Source organism: Arthrobacter sp. Soil_C_60, assembly GCF_057656375.1.
On record NZ_JBDGKM010000013.1, the window covers coordinates 31367 to 46539 of the forward strand.

The following is a 15173-nucleotide window of genomic DNA, read 5'->3' on the forward strand; positions in this document are numbered from 1 at the left end:
GACTCCTCGTTCAACTAGGACAGCACGTCTTTGGTGGCGAAGCGGCTGTAGGCGAGCGCGCAGAAGACGACGATGTAGCCGCCTTGCAGCAGGCCGTTGGCGGCGAAGGAGTCCCAGGAGATCGGCTGGCGCAGCAGGTCCGCGAAGCCGAGCCAGTGGTGGCTGAACAGCCACGGGTGCAGCCATTCGAGCTGTGGAAGGTTGTCGAGGATCTGGGACACGACGGCGAGCACCGCGGTCGCGGCCATGGCGCCGACGGGGACCTCGGTCAGGGTGGAAATGAACAGGCCGATGGCCGCGAGCCCGAGCAGGGACAGACCTACGTAGCAGGCCACCAGGAATAGCCGTAGCAATGACTCCCCTACGCTGATCGTATCTCCGGAGAGCAGCGTGATCGGCCCTACCTCGAAGAGCGCTGAGCCGATCAGCACTCCCGCCGTGGCCACGGAGAGTGCGGCGGCAAGGCAGAAGACCACGGCAGCGGCATACTTCACCGCCAGCAGCCTGACCCTGCCTGCCGGCGCTGCCAAGAGATACCTGAGGGTTCCGTGGCCTGCCTCCCCCGCGATGGTGTCCCCGGCGGCCACGCTGACAGTCAGCGGGAGGAACAGCGGGATGGAAACGACCATCCCGGTCAGCGCGATAAACAGTCCGTTCTGGGATACGCGGTCCAGGAACGGCGGGCCTTGGCCAGGACCCGGATCGCGCGAGGAAAGCCGGACGGCCAGCGCTATCAGGACCGGGACAGCAGCGAGCGCCGCCAACATGGCCCAGGTCCGCCAGCGCCCGAACAGCACCTTCAGCTCGGACCCCAGCAGTGCCCAGCCAGCGGAGGCCCGGGATGAGTCTGCTCGTGACCGGGCGTTGCCAGAGTATGGACCGATTGATGCAGATGCGGGCGATTTATTGGACAACGTCGAACCCCTCCCCCGTCAAAGCCACGAACCGCTCCTCAAGGCTGCTGCTTTCCACGGTGAACCCGCGGACACGGACGCCTTCGGCTACGAGGGCGGCGACGATCGATTCCGGTTCCACGGTATGGTCGGCGAGCGGAGCGCGGACGGTACTGCCGCCGTCGTTGTTTGAATGTGGTGGTTCGGGTGCGAGACCCAGCCGCTGGAGGACGCGGCGGGCATCCTCGGCGTCGGGAGTTTGGACTTTGACGTGGGCGAGACCGACGCGCCGGAGCTCGTCGACGGTCCCCTGCGCCACCAGTTTGCCGGCGCTCATGACGGCAGCGTGCGTGCAGATTTGCTCGACCTCCGCGAGCAGATGGCTGGACACAAAAACCGTGGTGCCCTCAGCAGCCAGCGAGCGCACCAGGCTGCGGACCTCGCGCGTTCCCTGCGGGTCCAGTCCATTGGTCGGCTCGTCCAGCACCAGCAGTTCGCGCGGCATCAGCAAGGCGTTGGCGATGCCCAGACGCTGCTTCATGCCCAGTGAATAGGCGCGGACTTTCTTGCCGGCAGCGTGGGACAGTCCCACGCGGTCAAGTGCCTGGTTCACGCGAGCCCGCCGTGTGGCCGATGAGGCGTGGCGGTCGGCGGTGTCGAAGCGGTGCAGGTTGGCGGCGCCGGAGAGAAACGGGTAAAAGGCCGGCCCTTCGATCAGGGCTCCGACGCGGGGAAGCACCTCGCGCAGACTCGCCGGCATGTCCTGCCCCAGTACCCGGACATGCCCACTCGTGGCGGCTGCGAGGCCGAGCATGACCCGGATTGTGGTGGTCTTCCCCGAGCCGTTCGGGCCGAGGAAGCCGAAGACGGAGCCGTGCGGAACCGCCAGATCAATGCCATCGACAGCTGTCTGGTGGCCAAAGCGTTTGGTCAGCCCGGTGGTTTCAATCGCGAGTTCGGTAGACGGGAGGGCGCCGCTCACCGGCCCTCCGCTGCCGCCTGCAGCTGCTCCAACGAAACCGATCCGGCGAACACCCGGCCATCGTCGGTCACGAGGACGTTCACCAGCGCCGAGGAAAGCAACCGGCCGCCGTCGACCTCTTGGGCGGTTTCGGCGATAACCGGCGAGTCCATCAATTCCGCAGGCACTTCATCTGCGGGCAGGCCGATCACCGTTTCCCAGCCGGATCCGTACTTGGTGTAGTCCTTATCGTGCTTGCCGTCACCCTGGTGTCGGTCGCCGTAGTCACCCTTGGCATGCTTGCCATAATGGTCCTCGACAACGCGCTCCGTGACGGTGGCGCCGGGCGGTGGCGTGAAGTTGAAGAGATCGTCCGACGGCGCTTCAAGGCTCAGCTCCGTGAAACCAACCTCGAAAGCAGGAGCATCCTGGCCGCGGGCCTGGACGTCCACGCTGAGCGGCAACCCTGTTTCCGAATCCACCGCAATCGAGACTGACCCGACCAGAGTCTCCGAGCTGTCGGGGGTCAGCACCAGCTTGTAGGCAGTCCGGCCGGCAACCTCCGAGTCCGAGCCCACTGTCACCTCCGTGCTGGGCTCGACCGAGGTCAGGAAGTGCTCGGCCAGATCCTCCGGGGTCCACGCTTTCTCGCCGTGATGCCCCGCGGACTCCGAGCCTTCCGGAAGGATCAGATGGGTGGCGGCATTCTGCTTGGAGCTGTAGAACCATACGTCCCGGCCGTTGCGGATGAGATCGCGCTCGGCCAGCCGGTCCATGATTTGCACGCGTGCTTGGGAATGACCGTCCAGATAAACACGAGCTGTGTGGGATCCGCTAAGGAGTTCAAGTGCGGAGGCGACACCGGAAGGAACACCGGACGAAGCATCGGACTCACCGGACGGTGAGTCCGTGGGCAACTGCGGCAAACCCAGTTCGGACGACTGCTCAACAGTTCCGGACAATGAACGGACGGACCTGTCCGCCACCATTTCCAGGACTTCCTGCGGTGTTTTGTCCGGCAAGTCCGTGGCCGCGCCCGCCTGAACGGTGCCCAGCACCGCTCCGCCCGCAATGACCGCAGGAACGACGGCGGCGGGGAGCCAGCGCTTCCATACAGGTGTCATGACAACCTCCGACGTTGCAAGTCTTCTTTCCAGACTACGCTCAATCGATCAGGTGTTCACCGGTGCAGTTTCTTCTGCTCCGAGGTCAGGCCGCAGTCTTGAGAACGCGGGACTCCGTATCGAGTTCAAGCAGCCGACGTGCCTCTTCAAGCGCGGTCTTTGAATCCTTCTTGTCCATCTGGGCCAGCGTCAGCAAATTCGCGATCCGCTGCTCGCGCCGCATGCCCGAGACTTCGTCAGCGAATTCGATCATGGCAATGACACGCGCATGGGCGCGGCGTCCGCGGGCATCGTTGCTCGCGTCGTCGGCCTCGATGTCGCCCAGGATGGCGATAGCTTCCGCCAGTCGCTCGTTCATGTATTTCTCCCCTATATACGTCTTTGTACAACAGAAAAGCCGTTTCCCCTCGACGATTCTGTTTGATTGCTTTATCGAACCATAGGCGGTTCAGGCCAAAGTTGGAACAATGCATTGTAATTTACGTCATAGTGACCTTAATTACAAAGCGGATTGTCCTTGCAGGTCACATAGCTATGACCGCTTCCGGCGACCAGTACCAAGTGAAGCAGCACCCTCTTGGCAGAAGCACTGAATTGTGCCACGTTGGAAATTGGATCTACCAACAATTCGAGGAGGGTGATCCAGATGCCCAAGACAGACAAGAGCGGGAAGCCGAAGAAGAGCGAACTGCCCAGCACTCTCAAACGTTCCGGCAAGAAGGCGCAGGAAACCTTCGCCGAGGCGCATGACTCGGCCGCCGAGAGTTACGGGGACGAGGAACGCGCACACCGTGTGGCCTACAGCGCCCTGAAGCACACCCATGAAAAGGTAGGCGACCGCTGGGAGCCCAAGGAGAAGGCTGGCCCCTCGGACAAGCAGGCCAAGGGCGGCAAGGACACCTCCCGCAAGACTGCCGGCGGAGTGGATGCCAACGCTTCCAAGGAACACCTGTACGACCTGGCCAAGAAGCTCGACGTGCCCGGACGCTCCAAGATGAACAAGTCCGAATTGGTCGACGCCGTACAGAAGGCCAACGACAGGGAGACCCGGAAGTCCCGGTAGCTACCCAGGGCTCGGCATCACCTGACGCCGTGCGTCCCCTTGTCGGTTGCGACATGATCATCGATTCCGCTTCCCCAGCGGTAGAGGCGCATCGCCCAGTAACCCGCCGCGCCCATTACCAGGAAGCCGCCGACCCCCACCACGGTCAACTGCGTGGCGACGCCGATGATCAACAAGACCAAACCGACAATCCAGGCAAGCACCGCGAGAACAAGCTGCCCGTGGTCGGGGCCCAAAAGATCGGACCGCATTATCTGGGCCAGTTCCGGGTCCTCGGCGGCCAACTGCAACTCCAGCGCATGAAGCTGCTCCCGCTCCTCATCCGACAGCGGCATAACGCACCCCCTTGATCAGAAGTCCGGAGAAACAAAAGCGCCGGCCATGAAGGCCGGGCTTTCGCCGGTATAGCTATCATCCGCTTCTAAATCGGAAATTGCTAGTTTTAGAGCGCTCTTTCCCTACCGGCTGATTTCAGGCAGACGTAGGAACACAAAACCGCTGCACACAGGAGTGGGAAGTCCTCACGACCGGCAAGCGGTCAGGCCGCTGCCGTTGGTGCCGTTCCGGTATCCGCTAATGCTGCCATCCCCTCCATCATCGCCAGTGCCAGAACATCCTCAAGGTCCTTAAATTTGGCCTCTCCGGCAACGTTGTGGAGCTCTTCGCGGTCCAACAGGTGGTCGTAGAGTTCGGTGATGTCGGTGCCGAAGTACCGCGTCAGGCGTCCTGCTTTGGTCAGCACCGAGCGGGTGCGAACGGGGCCCGGCAGCCCGGGAAGTCCAAACGGCTGGTCCTCCTCAATGATCAGGGCGTCCCGAACTGAGACGGCACTCCGCTCCAGCAACGGTACTAGGGATGTGCCTTGGATTCCCCTGTACAGGTGCGTTCCAGTGAGCTCCATCAATGTAGGTGCCAGATCCGCGGTGGAGACCAAGGCATCGGTGCTGCCCGGATTCATGCCGGGGACCTTGATCGTCAGGGGCACGTTGGTGACGGCCCGGTAGTGGCTGAAGTGCTTCAGCATCAAACCGTGGTCCCCGAAAAGGTCGCCGTGGTCGCTGGTGAAGACAACAATCGTGTCCTCGGCCAGTCCGTTGTCATCGAGTGCCGCCAGGATCCGGCCGATCTGCTCATCCATCAGCGTGATCAAACCGTACTGGGCAGCGGCGGCCTGGCGGTACTGCGCCTCATCGGCAGCGAAAGTCATCGTGGGGTCTTCATTCGGTTCGCCGCGGCGGTCGAACATCCGGTGGATGTGCGACGGGGACTTGGCATGGTCCTGGTAGAACCCGATCGGCAGCTCCACCTCATCCGGTGAGTACATGTCCGCGTACCCTTCCGGCGGTGAAAACGGATGGTGCGGGTCCGGGAAGGAGACGAACATGAAGAAAGGTTCCGCAGATTCGGCGAATTCGGCCAAGTGCGCCTCGGCGCGTTCGCCCACATAGGAGCTTGGATGCAGCTCTGCCGGGATGCCGGTTTGGTACACCTGATCCCAGGTATCCAGACGCTTGGGAGCGTTCTCGGCACCGCCGACCGCCACAGGGTCGATCCCACGTTCACGTGCCCAGTGCACATAGTGCCCACCCGGACGGTCGCCGTGCCCGATGACCAGGTCCACCTGCTGGTAGCCGTAGTACCCCTCGGGGAGCGGAAGGAAGCCCGCCGCATGCGCCGCCGCATTTTCCCACTGGTCCCAGCCTTCCGGGCGGGACTGCGTGCGGGCATTGGAGGACCGCGGATCCAGCAGCAGCGGGTCTGTGGCTTCGATCTCGGCTCGCTGGATGGGCTCAAAGTCCCAACCCATGTTCTGGTGGTGAAGTTTGCCTACGGCCCGGGTCAGGTACCCGCCGCAGGACAACTGCTTAACCAAATTATTTGCGTCCGGGTCCATCGTGATCCCGTTGCAACGGGTGCCGTGTGTTGACGGCCACCGGCCGGTCAGCAGACTGGCGCGGTTGGGCATGCACGTGGGATTGGTGACGGTTGCCTCGGTGAAGACCATGCTTTGGGCGGCAAGCCTGTCCAGGTGCGGAGTCCGGACCACTTGGTTGCCCGCGAATCCCAGATGGTCGGCTCGCAACTGATCGGCGATGATGACCAGGACGTTGGGCCGCCGCGTCTCCCCGCCGTTCATGCGGGCTTCCGGATCATCGACAGGACGTTGGTGCGCTGGTCCGCGAATTCCTTCAGTGCACGCGAGGAAATCTGGTCCCGCGGCGCCGGCAGGTCGATGTCAACCACGTCCAGCACCCGGGCGGGCTTGGCGCCAAGCACCACCACACGGTCGGAGAGGTACACCGCCTCGTCGATGTCGTGCGTGACCACCAGGATCGTCATACCGAAGTCATCGCGGATTTTCAGACACAGGTCTTCCAGCTCGAAGCGGGTCTGGGCATCCACCGACGCGAACGGTTCGTCCATAATCAGGATTTCGGGCCGGTACGCCAGGGCCCGGGCGATGGCCACCCGCTGCTGCATGCCGCCGGAAAGCTGCCACGGATACTGGCTAGCGGCATGCGTCAGCCCCACAGCGTCGAGCGCGGTGTCGATGCGCTGGGTCAGCTCGGCTGCCGGCAGTCGCAGGTGGCGCAGCGGCAGCCGGATGTTCTTGCGGACGGTCAGCCAGGGCATCAGGGAACGGCTGTAATCCTGAAAGACCAGGGCCATCTCGGCTGGCGGACCGTCGATTTGCCGCCCGTCGATCGCGGCGGCTCCGGAGGTGACCGGCTGGAGCCCAGCCAGGCACTTCAGCAGCGTGGTTTTGCCGACGCCGGACGGGCCTACGATGCACACCACTTCGCCGGTGTTCACCGTGAAGGTCAGGTCCTCGATCACGCACTTGGCGGACGCGCCGCTGCCGTAGGTCTTGGACAGTGCTGTAACTTCGAGCCGGGGCAGCGCGGAAGCTGCGTTGCGGACGGTCATCGGGTCCTCCTGGACGGTGTGCCGGCCTGCGGCGCGCCGGAAGCTGTTAGGGGCAGTCGCGGTCATGAGTTAGCCAATCGTCGGGAGCCTGCGTGCCAGGCCAGAATGCGGTTCTTGAGCAGTTCGAAGACCAGGTTCGCGCCGAACCCGATCACGCCGAGCAGCAGGATGCCGGCCCACATGTCCGGAATCATGAAGCTTTGCTGCGCCAGCAGAGTCATCGCGCCGATGCCCTCGGACGAGCCCAGCATCTCGGAGGCAATCATGACGATGAACGCCACCTGCAGGCTGACCTGCATACCGGAGGCGATCTGGGGCCCGGCCGCCGGCAGATAAACCTGCGCGAGCCTTTCGCCGCGCGACAGCCGGTAGACCGAGCTGACGTCCTTCAGCGTGGTGTCCACGCTGCGGATCCCATCCACCGTGGCGATCAGGGTCGGGAACAGAGCCGCCAGCGCGATGCTGGCCACCCGCATCTCGATCCCAAAACCGATCAGCGAGATGAAGATCGGAACCAAGGCCACCGGCGGAATTCCGCGCAGGAAATGGATCACAGGATCCAGCGCCCACCGGGCAACCGGCACCAGTGCGGTGACAAAGCCAATAACGACGCCGGCAACGGTCGCCACAGCGTAGCCCAGCAGCAGGTTGCGCAGGCTGAGCAGGATGTCGGAGCTGAAGTGGTCGAACAACCAGAGCTGGCGGAAACGGACCATGATGGCGCTCAGTGGCGGGAAGAAAGTGTTCATCGAGTTGGCCGAGGCCGCCCACCACGCGGCCACCAGCAGCACCGGGGTCGCTACGCCCAGGGACCAATTCAAAGCCTTGCGTTTCATCACAGGACCACCTCCCGGTAGGACTCGTGCCAATGGAGCAGCCGGCGTTCGGCCAGCCGCGTGGCGCCTTGGAACACCAGGCCCAATAAACCCAGGACCAATACCAGTGCGTACAGCACCGGGAAATCGCCGGCGGCCTGCGCCTGATAGATGCTTTGGCCGAGCCCCGGCCCGCCGCCCAGCAGGCCGGCGACGACCGCCACGACCAGTGCGGCTGGGGCAGCCACGCGCATGGCGGTACCGATGAAGGGCATGGCACCGGGCAGCGTGACGCGCAGCAGGATTTCGGCGTGGCCCATGCCGTAGGAACGGGCGGTGTCCCGGGCTACCGGGTCGGTGTCGTGTACTCCGGCGACGGTCTGCATCACGATCGGCAGGGCACACCCGATGACCACCAGGACCCAGGACATCTGCGCCGTCGGCCCCAGCACCAGCACCACCAGGGGCAGCACCACAATCGGCGGAATGGGCTTCAGGAACTCCAGCACTGCCATGGTCGCGTAGCGCACGGGTGCGAAACTGCCGATCAGCAGCCCGGCGGCAACACCGGCGACGGCGGAAATTGCGAGTCCGCCGAGGGCAATCAGGATCGTGTCGGACAGATCCGCCCAGAAAGTCCCGGTGGCCAGCAGCGCGGCCAGCTCGGCGATGGCGTGCCCCGGGGTGGGCAGGGCGCTGCCGTTCATCGGCCCCGTGGCCAGGTACTGCCACAGGAACAGCGCCCCGGCAATCCCCAGCGCACCCACCGCGGCCGGTTTGATTTGTGTTTTCACGGTTACTCCAGAATTTCCGCCGGGTCTACTCGGACAGGAACAGGCTTTGGTCCAGCTTCGGCTCCTCGGTCAGGAATCCGAGTGCGGCCATCCGGGCAGCGGTCCGCTGGACGTCCTCCAGCCGCACTTCCACGGGCCAGAACGGCGTGGCGCCGGCTTTGACGACTTCGAGTTCCAGCCCGGTGATTTCGGCCGCCTGCTTCTGGGACTCGTCCAGGTTGTCGTTGGCGTACGCGTTGGCCTTATAGATGGCGCGCTGGAAGCCCAGCAGCTGGTCCTGCTTGGACTCTGCCTGCGCGGATCCCGCTACCCAGAGGCCAATGGCACCTTTTTCAAAGAACTCGACCCCGGGCGAGGCCAGGAGGGTGTTGCCGGCCGAGGCGGCCTGGCCGGTGAACGGCGTGACCAACGAGGCTGCGTCGATTCGGTCGTCTTTGAGCGACTGCAGAGCGGAGGCCGGATCCAGCACCATCCAGTTCACCTTGGCGGGGTCGCCGCCGTCGTCCTTCACCAATTGGCTGACCGTCACTTCGAGCTGTGCCTTGCGGGCTGGCACGGATACCCGCTTGCCCTCCAGATCCTTGGGCGAATCGATACCGCTGTCCACTGCGACGTAGAGCCCTGTGTCATCTACTTGGCTCAGGTCTTCCTGCTCAAGCGCATCGTCCGGGTAGCCATCGGCGGCGGCCACCACAGTCAGCGGCACGCCTTGGCTCTTGGCATTGAGCATGGGAATCGACGGGGTGTAGGTCAGGTCCAGCTGGCCGCTTTGGGCTGCGGCAATGCCTGCCGGAGGATTGGCGACGACGGAAACTTCGACGTCGAGGCCTTCCTCGGCGAAATAGCCCTTGTCAATGGCGGACTGAAGGGCCGCATCGGCCGCGATGCCGATGGTGCCGACTTTCAGCGTGGTTTCGTTGGCGCCGTCGGCCGCCGGTGGCGATGACTCGGAGCCGCAGGCAGTCAGGCCCAGTGCCACCGTAGCGGCGAGGGCAAGGGGAAGCTTGATACGCATGAGTTCTCCTTGGTTGAGGATGGTTCTTCGAAGTTGCAGTTGCAGTGGCAGTTAGTCCGGCTACAGGGCGGGCCCGGCCGCCGGTGCCATGGAAGGTTCGTGCACAATCTGTCCGCCGCTGATGGTCCAAGCGACATGGCGTTCGAGCAGGGCATCCGGTTCGGAATCGGCAGGCCAGGGCGCGTCGAGAATGCAGAGGTCCGCCACCAGCCCAGGGCGCAGAGATCCCTTGAGCTGTTCCGCGTGGTCCTGCCAGGCCGGCTGCGAGGTCATCGCCGCCAGTGCCTGGACCAGACCAAGGCCTTCGCCGTCGTCAACGGGTTCCGGGTGGTCGACGGTTGAGCGGGTCACCGCAGCCAATATGGTCCGCCGCCAGTCCGTTGTGGTCACCGGCGAATCCGAGGCAATGTTGAACCGGACTCCTTGGCGTGCGGCCGAGCGCAGCGGCTGGTGGCGGCGGAAACGTTCTGGGCCCAGGATGCCCTCGAGCAAGCTGCCTCCGCCGGACCGGATCATCGGGTTGGTGCTGTAGCCGATGCCGTGTTCCGCCAGGCCGGCCAACGACTGATTGGACGGAAAGGAGCCGTGGATGACGTAATGCCGGTTGTCCCCCGGCTGGGTTGCCTGCGCCCGGATGGCGGCGTTCATGGCTGCCTCCGTGGCGGCGTCCCCGGTGGCATGGATCCCCGCCTGCAGACCTGCGGAGTGGATAAGCCGGACAATCTCGTCCAGCTCGGCGGAACGCTCGGCGTCGGTGTTACCGGCTACCACCATCGAGCCATGGGTACAGGCGTGGCCATAGGGCTCGGTCATCCAGGCCGTTCCGCTGCGTGGGGTACCGTCCGCGAAGACCTTCACGCCGGCGATCCGCAGCTGCCTGCTGTCAATGCCACGCTCGGTGTAGGTCCGGTGCAGCCCGGATTCCAGGCCCTCGCGGACCATGCCTGCGCTGATCCCGCCGGTGCCTGCGAAGAGGAGCAGCATGTTGATGCGCTGGGTGAGTTCCCCGGAGAGCGCCAGATCCCCCAGCAGGTCCAGTGCTGCCGTGGTGCAGGAGCCGTCCAACAGCCCGCCCGCGCCGGGCCCCAGTCCCGGCTCAGTCAGCGAAGTGATGCCCTGGGCATGGAGGACCCGCTGGAACCTCAGGGCGGCAGCGCGCATGACCGGGACCGGCAGGGCTGGCAGCGCCCGGGTCATCAGTTCCATTGCCGCATCGACCAGGCGGCCGGTGGGCGAACCGTCCGCGGCCCGTTCGATGACACCTCCTGTGGGAGCTGGCGTGGAGACCGTGATGCCGGCAAGTTCCAGGGCCACGCGGTTCGCCAGGAGCTGGTGGCCGGTCTGGTCGAAAACCACCACCGGTGTTCCGGGCTTGCAATCAAGGACCAGTTCCGGGCCGCCGGGGCCCAACACCAGTTCATCCCAGCCATGCGCCCTGATCCAGCCGTCGGCCTCCGGCCGGGCCTGCTCGATGATGCGGCAGACCTCCTCCCACCGGCTCGCAGCATCGCTGCCGACACGTACATACCCGAAGCGCACCATGGAGGAGGCGATGAAGTGCAGGTGCGCATCGTTGATCCCCGGGAGTACCGCGCCGCCGTCGGCGTCGATTATCCGCGTACCCGGGCCGACCATCCCCAGCACGTCCTGCCCACCGATCGACTGGATCCGACCGCCGGAAACGGCCACATTGGCAGCATCGGAGGAACCCTTGCAAAGTGCTCCTTCCGGCACAGTTGCGTTGATGACCACCAGGTCCGCGGCTGTTGCCCGCTGCTCCATTCGACGCTCCTAATGTGATGTGCGTTACCGACTGGAATAGTATGTCGTATGACTTGGTCACTTGACCACCTTTTTTCTAAAATTATTCCTAATTCGTTCGGGAAGCCTGCCCGAACACTGCAAATCCAAGGCCAGCCCGGTTCCCGCCTAGGATGGTTCTACCTAACTGGAGGTGAATGCATTGGCCCGAGTACCCACTGCTGAACGGCGGTTGCAGTTTGTCCGGTCAGCGGCGAGAGTGATCGCCCACGATGGATTGGCTGCAGCGACAACCCGCCGGATTGCGGCAGAAGCGGAGGCTCCGCTGGCCTCGCTGCACTACTGCTTCAGGAGCAAGGACGAACTGCTGCAGGAGGTCTACTACTACCTCAGCCGCGACTACGCCCAGGCGCTCCCGCCGGTGGCGGTCGCAGGTGCGGGGTTGAAAGCTGTGGTGCGGGCTCATGCCCGGCGTGTGTGGGAACGCATGCTCGCCGAACCGCACGAACAGGTGACAACGTTCGAACTGCTGCTGCGCCGCTTCCGGGTCGATGCTGAGGAAGAACCCCGGGCGCTGGCCATGAACCGGTCTATGTATGAGGGCTGGATTAAATCCACCTGTGAGCTGTTCGAAAACGCGGCAGTCGACGCGGATGAGGAAGTTCCGGCCAATCTGGGACTGTCCGCGCGGCTGTTCATTTCCGGCATCGATGGCATCAGCATGCAGCATCTGGCGGACCCGGACACCGAACGATCCGCAGCGCTGGTTGACATGCTTGCCGAGAGCGTAGCCGGTTCTTTCGCCTACTCCCCGGACGCCAGGAAACAGTAGGTCCGGTCCGAGACCACTGGCAATCCTGACGCGGCGACCGGGATTAAGCCTCCTTGAGGCGTGAGTTCAGGCTGCCGTCCGGAAACCGCAGTTGCTGCTGGCTGAATCGGGGCTGTTGGAACTCCGGGCGGCGACCCGATAGCGGTGGCAGTACGAGTCGTGGCAGAGGAAGGACCCGCCGCGCATCACTCGGCCGCGCCCGATGGTCGGGCCCTGCGGATTCGCCGCCGGTGCATTGCGGTAATACTTCGGGAGAAACCAGTCGCTGCACCACTCCCAGACGTTGCCGCTGACCTCGTACAAGCCGAAACCGTTAGGCGGGAAACTTCGCACCGGAGCCGTGCCTAGGTAGCCGTCATCAAGCGAGTTGACGCGCGGGAACTCGCCCTGCCAGATATTGCAGAAGTGTTCTCCGGCCGGCCCAACCAGCTCATCCCCCCAGGCGTAGCGCTTCCCCTCCAGCCCGCCGCGGGCGGCGTACTCCCACTCGGCTTCGGTAGGCAGCCGCCGGCCGGTCCACTTGCAGTAGGCCTCGGCGTCGTTCCACGAAACCTGCACTACGGGATGGTCCGGCAAGTCCTCCCAACTGGAGAGCGGGCCAGTGGGATGTGCCCAATCCGCCCCGCGGACGTTCAGCCACCACTGTGCCCCTGCCACGTCGCCCAGTACGTCCTCCGGCTTGGCTTGGACCTGGAGATGGAAGACAGCGGAGGTGCCGAAGCGCTCCGACTCCGTTCGGTAGCCTGTGGCCTGGACAAACCCGGCGAACTCCGCGTTGGTCACCGCAGTCGCATCGATCCTGAAGGCGTCCAGCGCGACGTCGTGAACTGGAGTTTCTCCGTCGGCGGGGTACCCCTCGCCGAAGTTGTCCCCCATCCGAAAGCTTCCCGCTGGCAGCAGCACCTCGCGGCGCCCCGCACTCGCTGGCCGTCCGGCACTCTCGATGCCTTCCTCGGCCGCGCCGGACGCCGCGTCGTGCACACGGTTACTGAGGGCTGGCCGCGATGGGCTGCCGCAACAAGACACAGAAGCTCCTTCCCCATTGCCAGGTTTGTTTTAAAAGGTACCGTGCCGGCGCTCCTAGCGGGCAGGGTCCGTGGCCGGTTCGGGGGTCTCGGCAGGTTGCGCGACATCCTCGATGTACCGAGGGCGGTTGATCATCACGGCTCCGGCCATCATGACCAGCAGGCAGACGCCGAGCATGGCGAAGGAGGCGTTCCAGCTGCCGGTGGCCTCCTGGACGACACCGAACAGCAGCGGGGCTATGCCGGCGCCAGCATAGCCGATGCCCTGGCTGAAGCCGGCGAGCACGGAGGCGCCGTGGGTGGTCCGCGAGCGCAGGTTCATCATCAGCAGCGCGGTGGCGAAGGTGCCCTGGCCCAGGCCGGCGAGGGTGATCCACCACCAGGTCCCGTCCATCGGCGCGAGGAACAGGCCCAGGTGTCCGCCGGCCCAGCACGCCGCGAAGATGCTGATGGCGATGATCGGGTTGCGCATGCGGGGCACGATCAGCGGTACCAGCAGGCTGACCGGCAGCCCGAGGATCGCGAAGTATGCCAGAGCCGACCCGGCTACTGCCGCGTCCACGTTCTGCCCGGTCAGGTAGGGCGGCAACCAAGTGAAGTAGACGTAGGTTTGCGCAGAATTGCCGGCGAGGAAGATCGCCAGGCCCCAGGCGACCGGCGAGCGCCAGGGATTCAGATGCTCCAGGGTGGGCTTGGCCGGCGGCATCTTCACCGAGCTCGAAGCGGACGTCGAGGCGGGACTTGTGTCGGCGGCCGCGGCGGCGGCGTCGTTCTTCTCGCGTTTTGCCCGCCGGTCATGCAGCAACTGGGCTGCCCACGGGACCAGGACCAGCGCGCTGATCGAGGCCCAGACGCCGATCGAGACGCGCCAACCGGCAAGGTCCGCTACGGGCACGGCCAGCTGCGGACTGGCCGCGGTGCCCACCGCGAGCAGCGTGACATAGCCGGCCGTGACCGCACCCATTCTGTCCGGGAAGTACTTCTTCACCAGCGGCGGCAGCACAACATTGCCCATGCCGTAGCCGGCCATGACGACGGCGGAGAGGCCCAGGAACGGCCACACCTCACCCATGAAGGCGCGCCCCACCTGTCCCGCGACGGCCAGCAGCACCGCGAGGGCGAGGACCTTTTCCAGGCCCAGCCACCGGATCAGGATGGGCGTCCCCAGGCCGCCGGCGGCGAAGATCAGCGGCGGCAGCATCGCCAGCAGGCCGATGGTGGCGGCATCGAAACCGAGCTCCGGGCTGACCGAACCGAGCAGCGGCGGCACCACGGAGACGGCAGCGCGCAGGCTCAGGGCCATGATCAGGATGCCCAGCAGAGCCCCGATCCGGCCGCGCCAGGGCTTGCGCTGGAAGTAGTTAGTCACCAGCTAACCCTAGCCAACGCCGTAGCCCGGGCGAGTCATAAAACTCACCCGGGCTCCGCCGTCGTTGTTTGGGGTTAGCGGGATTTGGCTCCGGCTTGAATCGGCAGAACCGGTTCGGGCCGAACCATACTCTCGCGGAACTTGAACCGGCTTTCGCCGTTCTGCCGGTAGGCGGCGACGATGTACAGCGCCACGATCCAGTCGAAGCTCACGCAGGCGATGGCCCAGCTCTCGGGCGCAAACTCGTGCCCGCCGCCGAAGTAGTGGAGCGGGACGTCCCAGATTGGATGCAGCGCCCAGCCCGCGGCGAGCCAGTAGGGCGAGCGGCGCAGGCCGATGATGCCCAGCGCGCCGAGCCCGAGGGCCTGCAGGAGTTCCGCGAGGGCCCACGGCCCGCTGGCCTGGCCCACGATGGCGAATCCGAGGTAGGCTCCGCCCGCGATAATCAGGAAGATGGCGAGCAGGGACCGCCCGGCGGCGTCCTTCACGAACCGCGACAGCAGGAACGCGATGGCCACCAGGAGCACGGCGTTGATGGCGCCGCCCAACAGATAATTGCCGATGAGGGTTGAAGTAGTCATGGCAGGAAAACT

16 protein-coding genes are annotated in these 15173 nt (G+C 64.9%); 2 read left to right on the forward strand and 14 right to left on the reverse strand.

What is annotated here, in order from left to right:
• Nucleotides 1-14: 14 nt before the first annotated feature.
• The 4 genes from AC3A4M_RS20195 to AC3A4M_RS20210 all read right to left on the reverse strand — a co-directional run bounded on the left by AC3A4M_RS20195 (nt 15) and on the right by AC3A4M_RS20210 (nt 3336).
• Entirely contained in the window at nt 15-884 is an 870-nt protein-coding gene (locus AC3A4M_RS20195) for an ABC transporter permease (protein WP_498738194.1), read from the reverse strand.
• Nucleotides 885-903: 19 nt separating this feature from the next.
• On the reverse strand, nt 904-1875 hold the full coding sequence (locus AC3A4M_RS20200; RefSeq protein ID WP_498738071.1) for an ABC transporter ATP-binding protein: 972 nt from the start codon (nt 1873-1875) through the stop codon (nt 904-906).
• Nucleotides 1872-2978: a LolA family protein gene (locus AC3A4M_RS20205; protein WP_498738073.1), complete on the reverse strand. Its 1107-nt coding sequence runs from the start codon at nt 2976-2978 to the stop codon at nt 1872-1874. Before AC3A4M_RS20205 ends, AC3A4M_RS20200 begins: the two co-directional genes overlap by 4 nt.
• 85 nt (nt 2979-3063) lie before the next feature.
• On the reverse strand, nt 3064-3336 hold the full coding sequence (locus tag AC3A4M_RS20210) for a hypothetical protein (RefSeq protein WP_498732996.1): 273 nt from the start codon (nt 3334-3336) through the stop codon (nt 3064-3066).
• A 288-nt stretch (nt 3337-3624) separates the two neighbouring features.
• On the opposite strand from AC3A4M_RS20210, the gene AC3A4M_RS20215 reads away from it, so the two are divergent.
• The gene (locus AC3A4M_RS20215) at nt 3625-4041 is read left to right on the forward strand and encodes a ChaB family protein (RefSeq protein WP_498738075.1); all 417 of its coding nucleotides are present in this window, start codon (nt 3625-3627) and stop codon (nt 4039-4041) included.
• 17 nt (nt 4042-4058) lie between these two features.
• On the opposite strand, the gene AC3A4M_RS20220 is transcribed toward AC3A4M_RS20215, so the two are convergent.
• The 7 genes from AC3A4M_RS20220 to AC3A4M_RS20250 form a co-directional block, all read right to left on the reverse strand.
• Nucleotides 4059-4376 (reverse strand): DUF3040 domain-containing protein, encoded by a 318-nt coding sequence (locus AC3A4M_RS20220; protein ID WP_498738077.1) that lies wholly within the window; start codon nt 4374-4376, stop codon nt 4059-4061.
• Nucleotides 4377-4579: 203 nt separating this feature from the next.
• A complete protein-coding gene (locus AC3A4M_RS20225) occupies nt 4580-6178 on the reverse strand; it encodes a sulfatase family protein (RefSeq protein ID WP_498738078.1) in 1599 nt (532 codons plus the stop codon).
• Entirely contained in the window at nt 6175-6969 is a 795-nt protein-coding gene (locus tag AC3A4M_RS20230) for an ABC transporter ATP-binding protein (protein ID WP_498738080.1), read from the reverse strand. Before AC3A4M_RS20230 ends, AC3A4M_RS20225 begins: the two co-directional genes overlap by 4 nt.
• Before the next feature lie 62 nt (nt 6970-7031).
• Complete coding sequence (locus tag AC3A4M_RS20235; RefSeq protein WP_498738082.1) at nt 7032-7805, reverse strand: ABC transporter permease; 774 nt, start codon at nt 7803-7805, stop codon at nt 7032-7034.
• Entirely contained in the window at nt 7805-8578 is a 774-nt protein-coding gene (locus tag AC3A4M_RS20240; protein ID WP_498738083.1) for an ABC transporter permease, read from the reverse strand. Before AC3A4M_RS20240 ends, AC3A4M_RS20235 begins: the two co-directional genes overlap by 1 nt.
• Before the next feature lie 25 nt (nt 8579-8603).
• Entirely contained in the window at nt 8604-9593 is a 990-nt protein-coding gene (locus AC3A4M_RS20245) for an ABC transporter substrate-binding protein (protein WP_498738085.1), read from the reverse strand.
• A 60-nt stretch (nt 9594-9653) separates the two neighbouring features.
• Complete coding sequence (locus AC3A4M_RS20250) at nt 9654-11375, reverse strand: amidohydrolase (RefSeq protein ID WP_498738087.1); 1722 nt, start codon at nt 11373-11375, stop codon at nt 9654-9656.
• Nucleotides 11376-11556: 181 nt separating this feature from the next.
• Here AC3A4M_RS20250 and AC3A4M_RS20255 point away from each other — a divergent pair, with 181 nt between their 5' ends.
• Nucleotides 11557-12186 (forward strand): TetR/AcrR family transcriptional regulator, encoded by a 630-nt coding sequence (locus tag AC3A4M_RS20255; protein WP_498738089.1) that lies wholly within the window; start codon nt 11557-11559, stop codon nt 12184-12186.
• A 66-nt stretch (nt 12187-12252) separates the two neighbouring features.
• On the opposite strand, the gene AC3A4M_RS20260 is transcribed toward AC3A4M_RS20255, so the two are convergent.
• From AC3A4M_RS20260 to AC3A4M_RS20270, 3 genes are all read right to left on the reverse strand, one after another.
• Nucleotides 12253-13212: a formylglycine-generating enzyme family protein gene (locus AC3A4M_RS20260; RefSeq protein ID WP_498738091.1), complete on the reverse strand. Its 960-nt coding sequence runs from the start codon at nt 13210-13212 to the stop codon at nt 12253-12255.
• Between the two features lie 54 nt (nt 13213-13266).
• Nucleotides 13267-14580 (reverse strand): MFS transporter, encoded by a 1314-nt coding sequence (locus tag AC3A4M_RS20265; protein ID WP_498738092.1) that lies wholly within the window; start codon nt 14578-14580, stop codon nt 13267-13269.
• A gap of 74 nt (nt 14581-14654) precedes the next feature.
• Nucleotides 14655-15161 (reverse strand): DUF6010 family protein, encoded by a 507-nt coding sequence (locus AC3A4M_RS20270; protein ID WP_498738094.1) that lies wholly within the window; start codon nt 15159-15161, stop codon nt 14655-14657.
• Between the last annotated feature and the right edge of the window lie 12 nt (nt 15162-15173).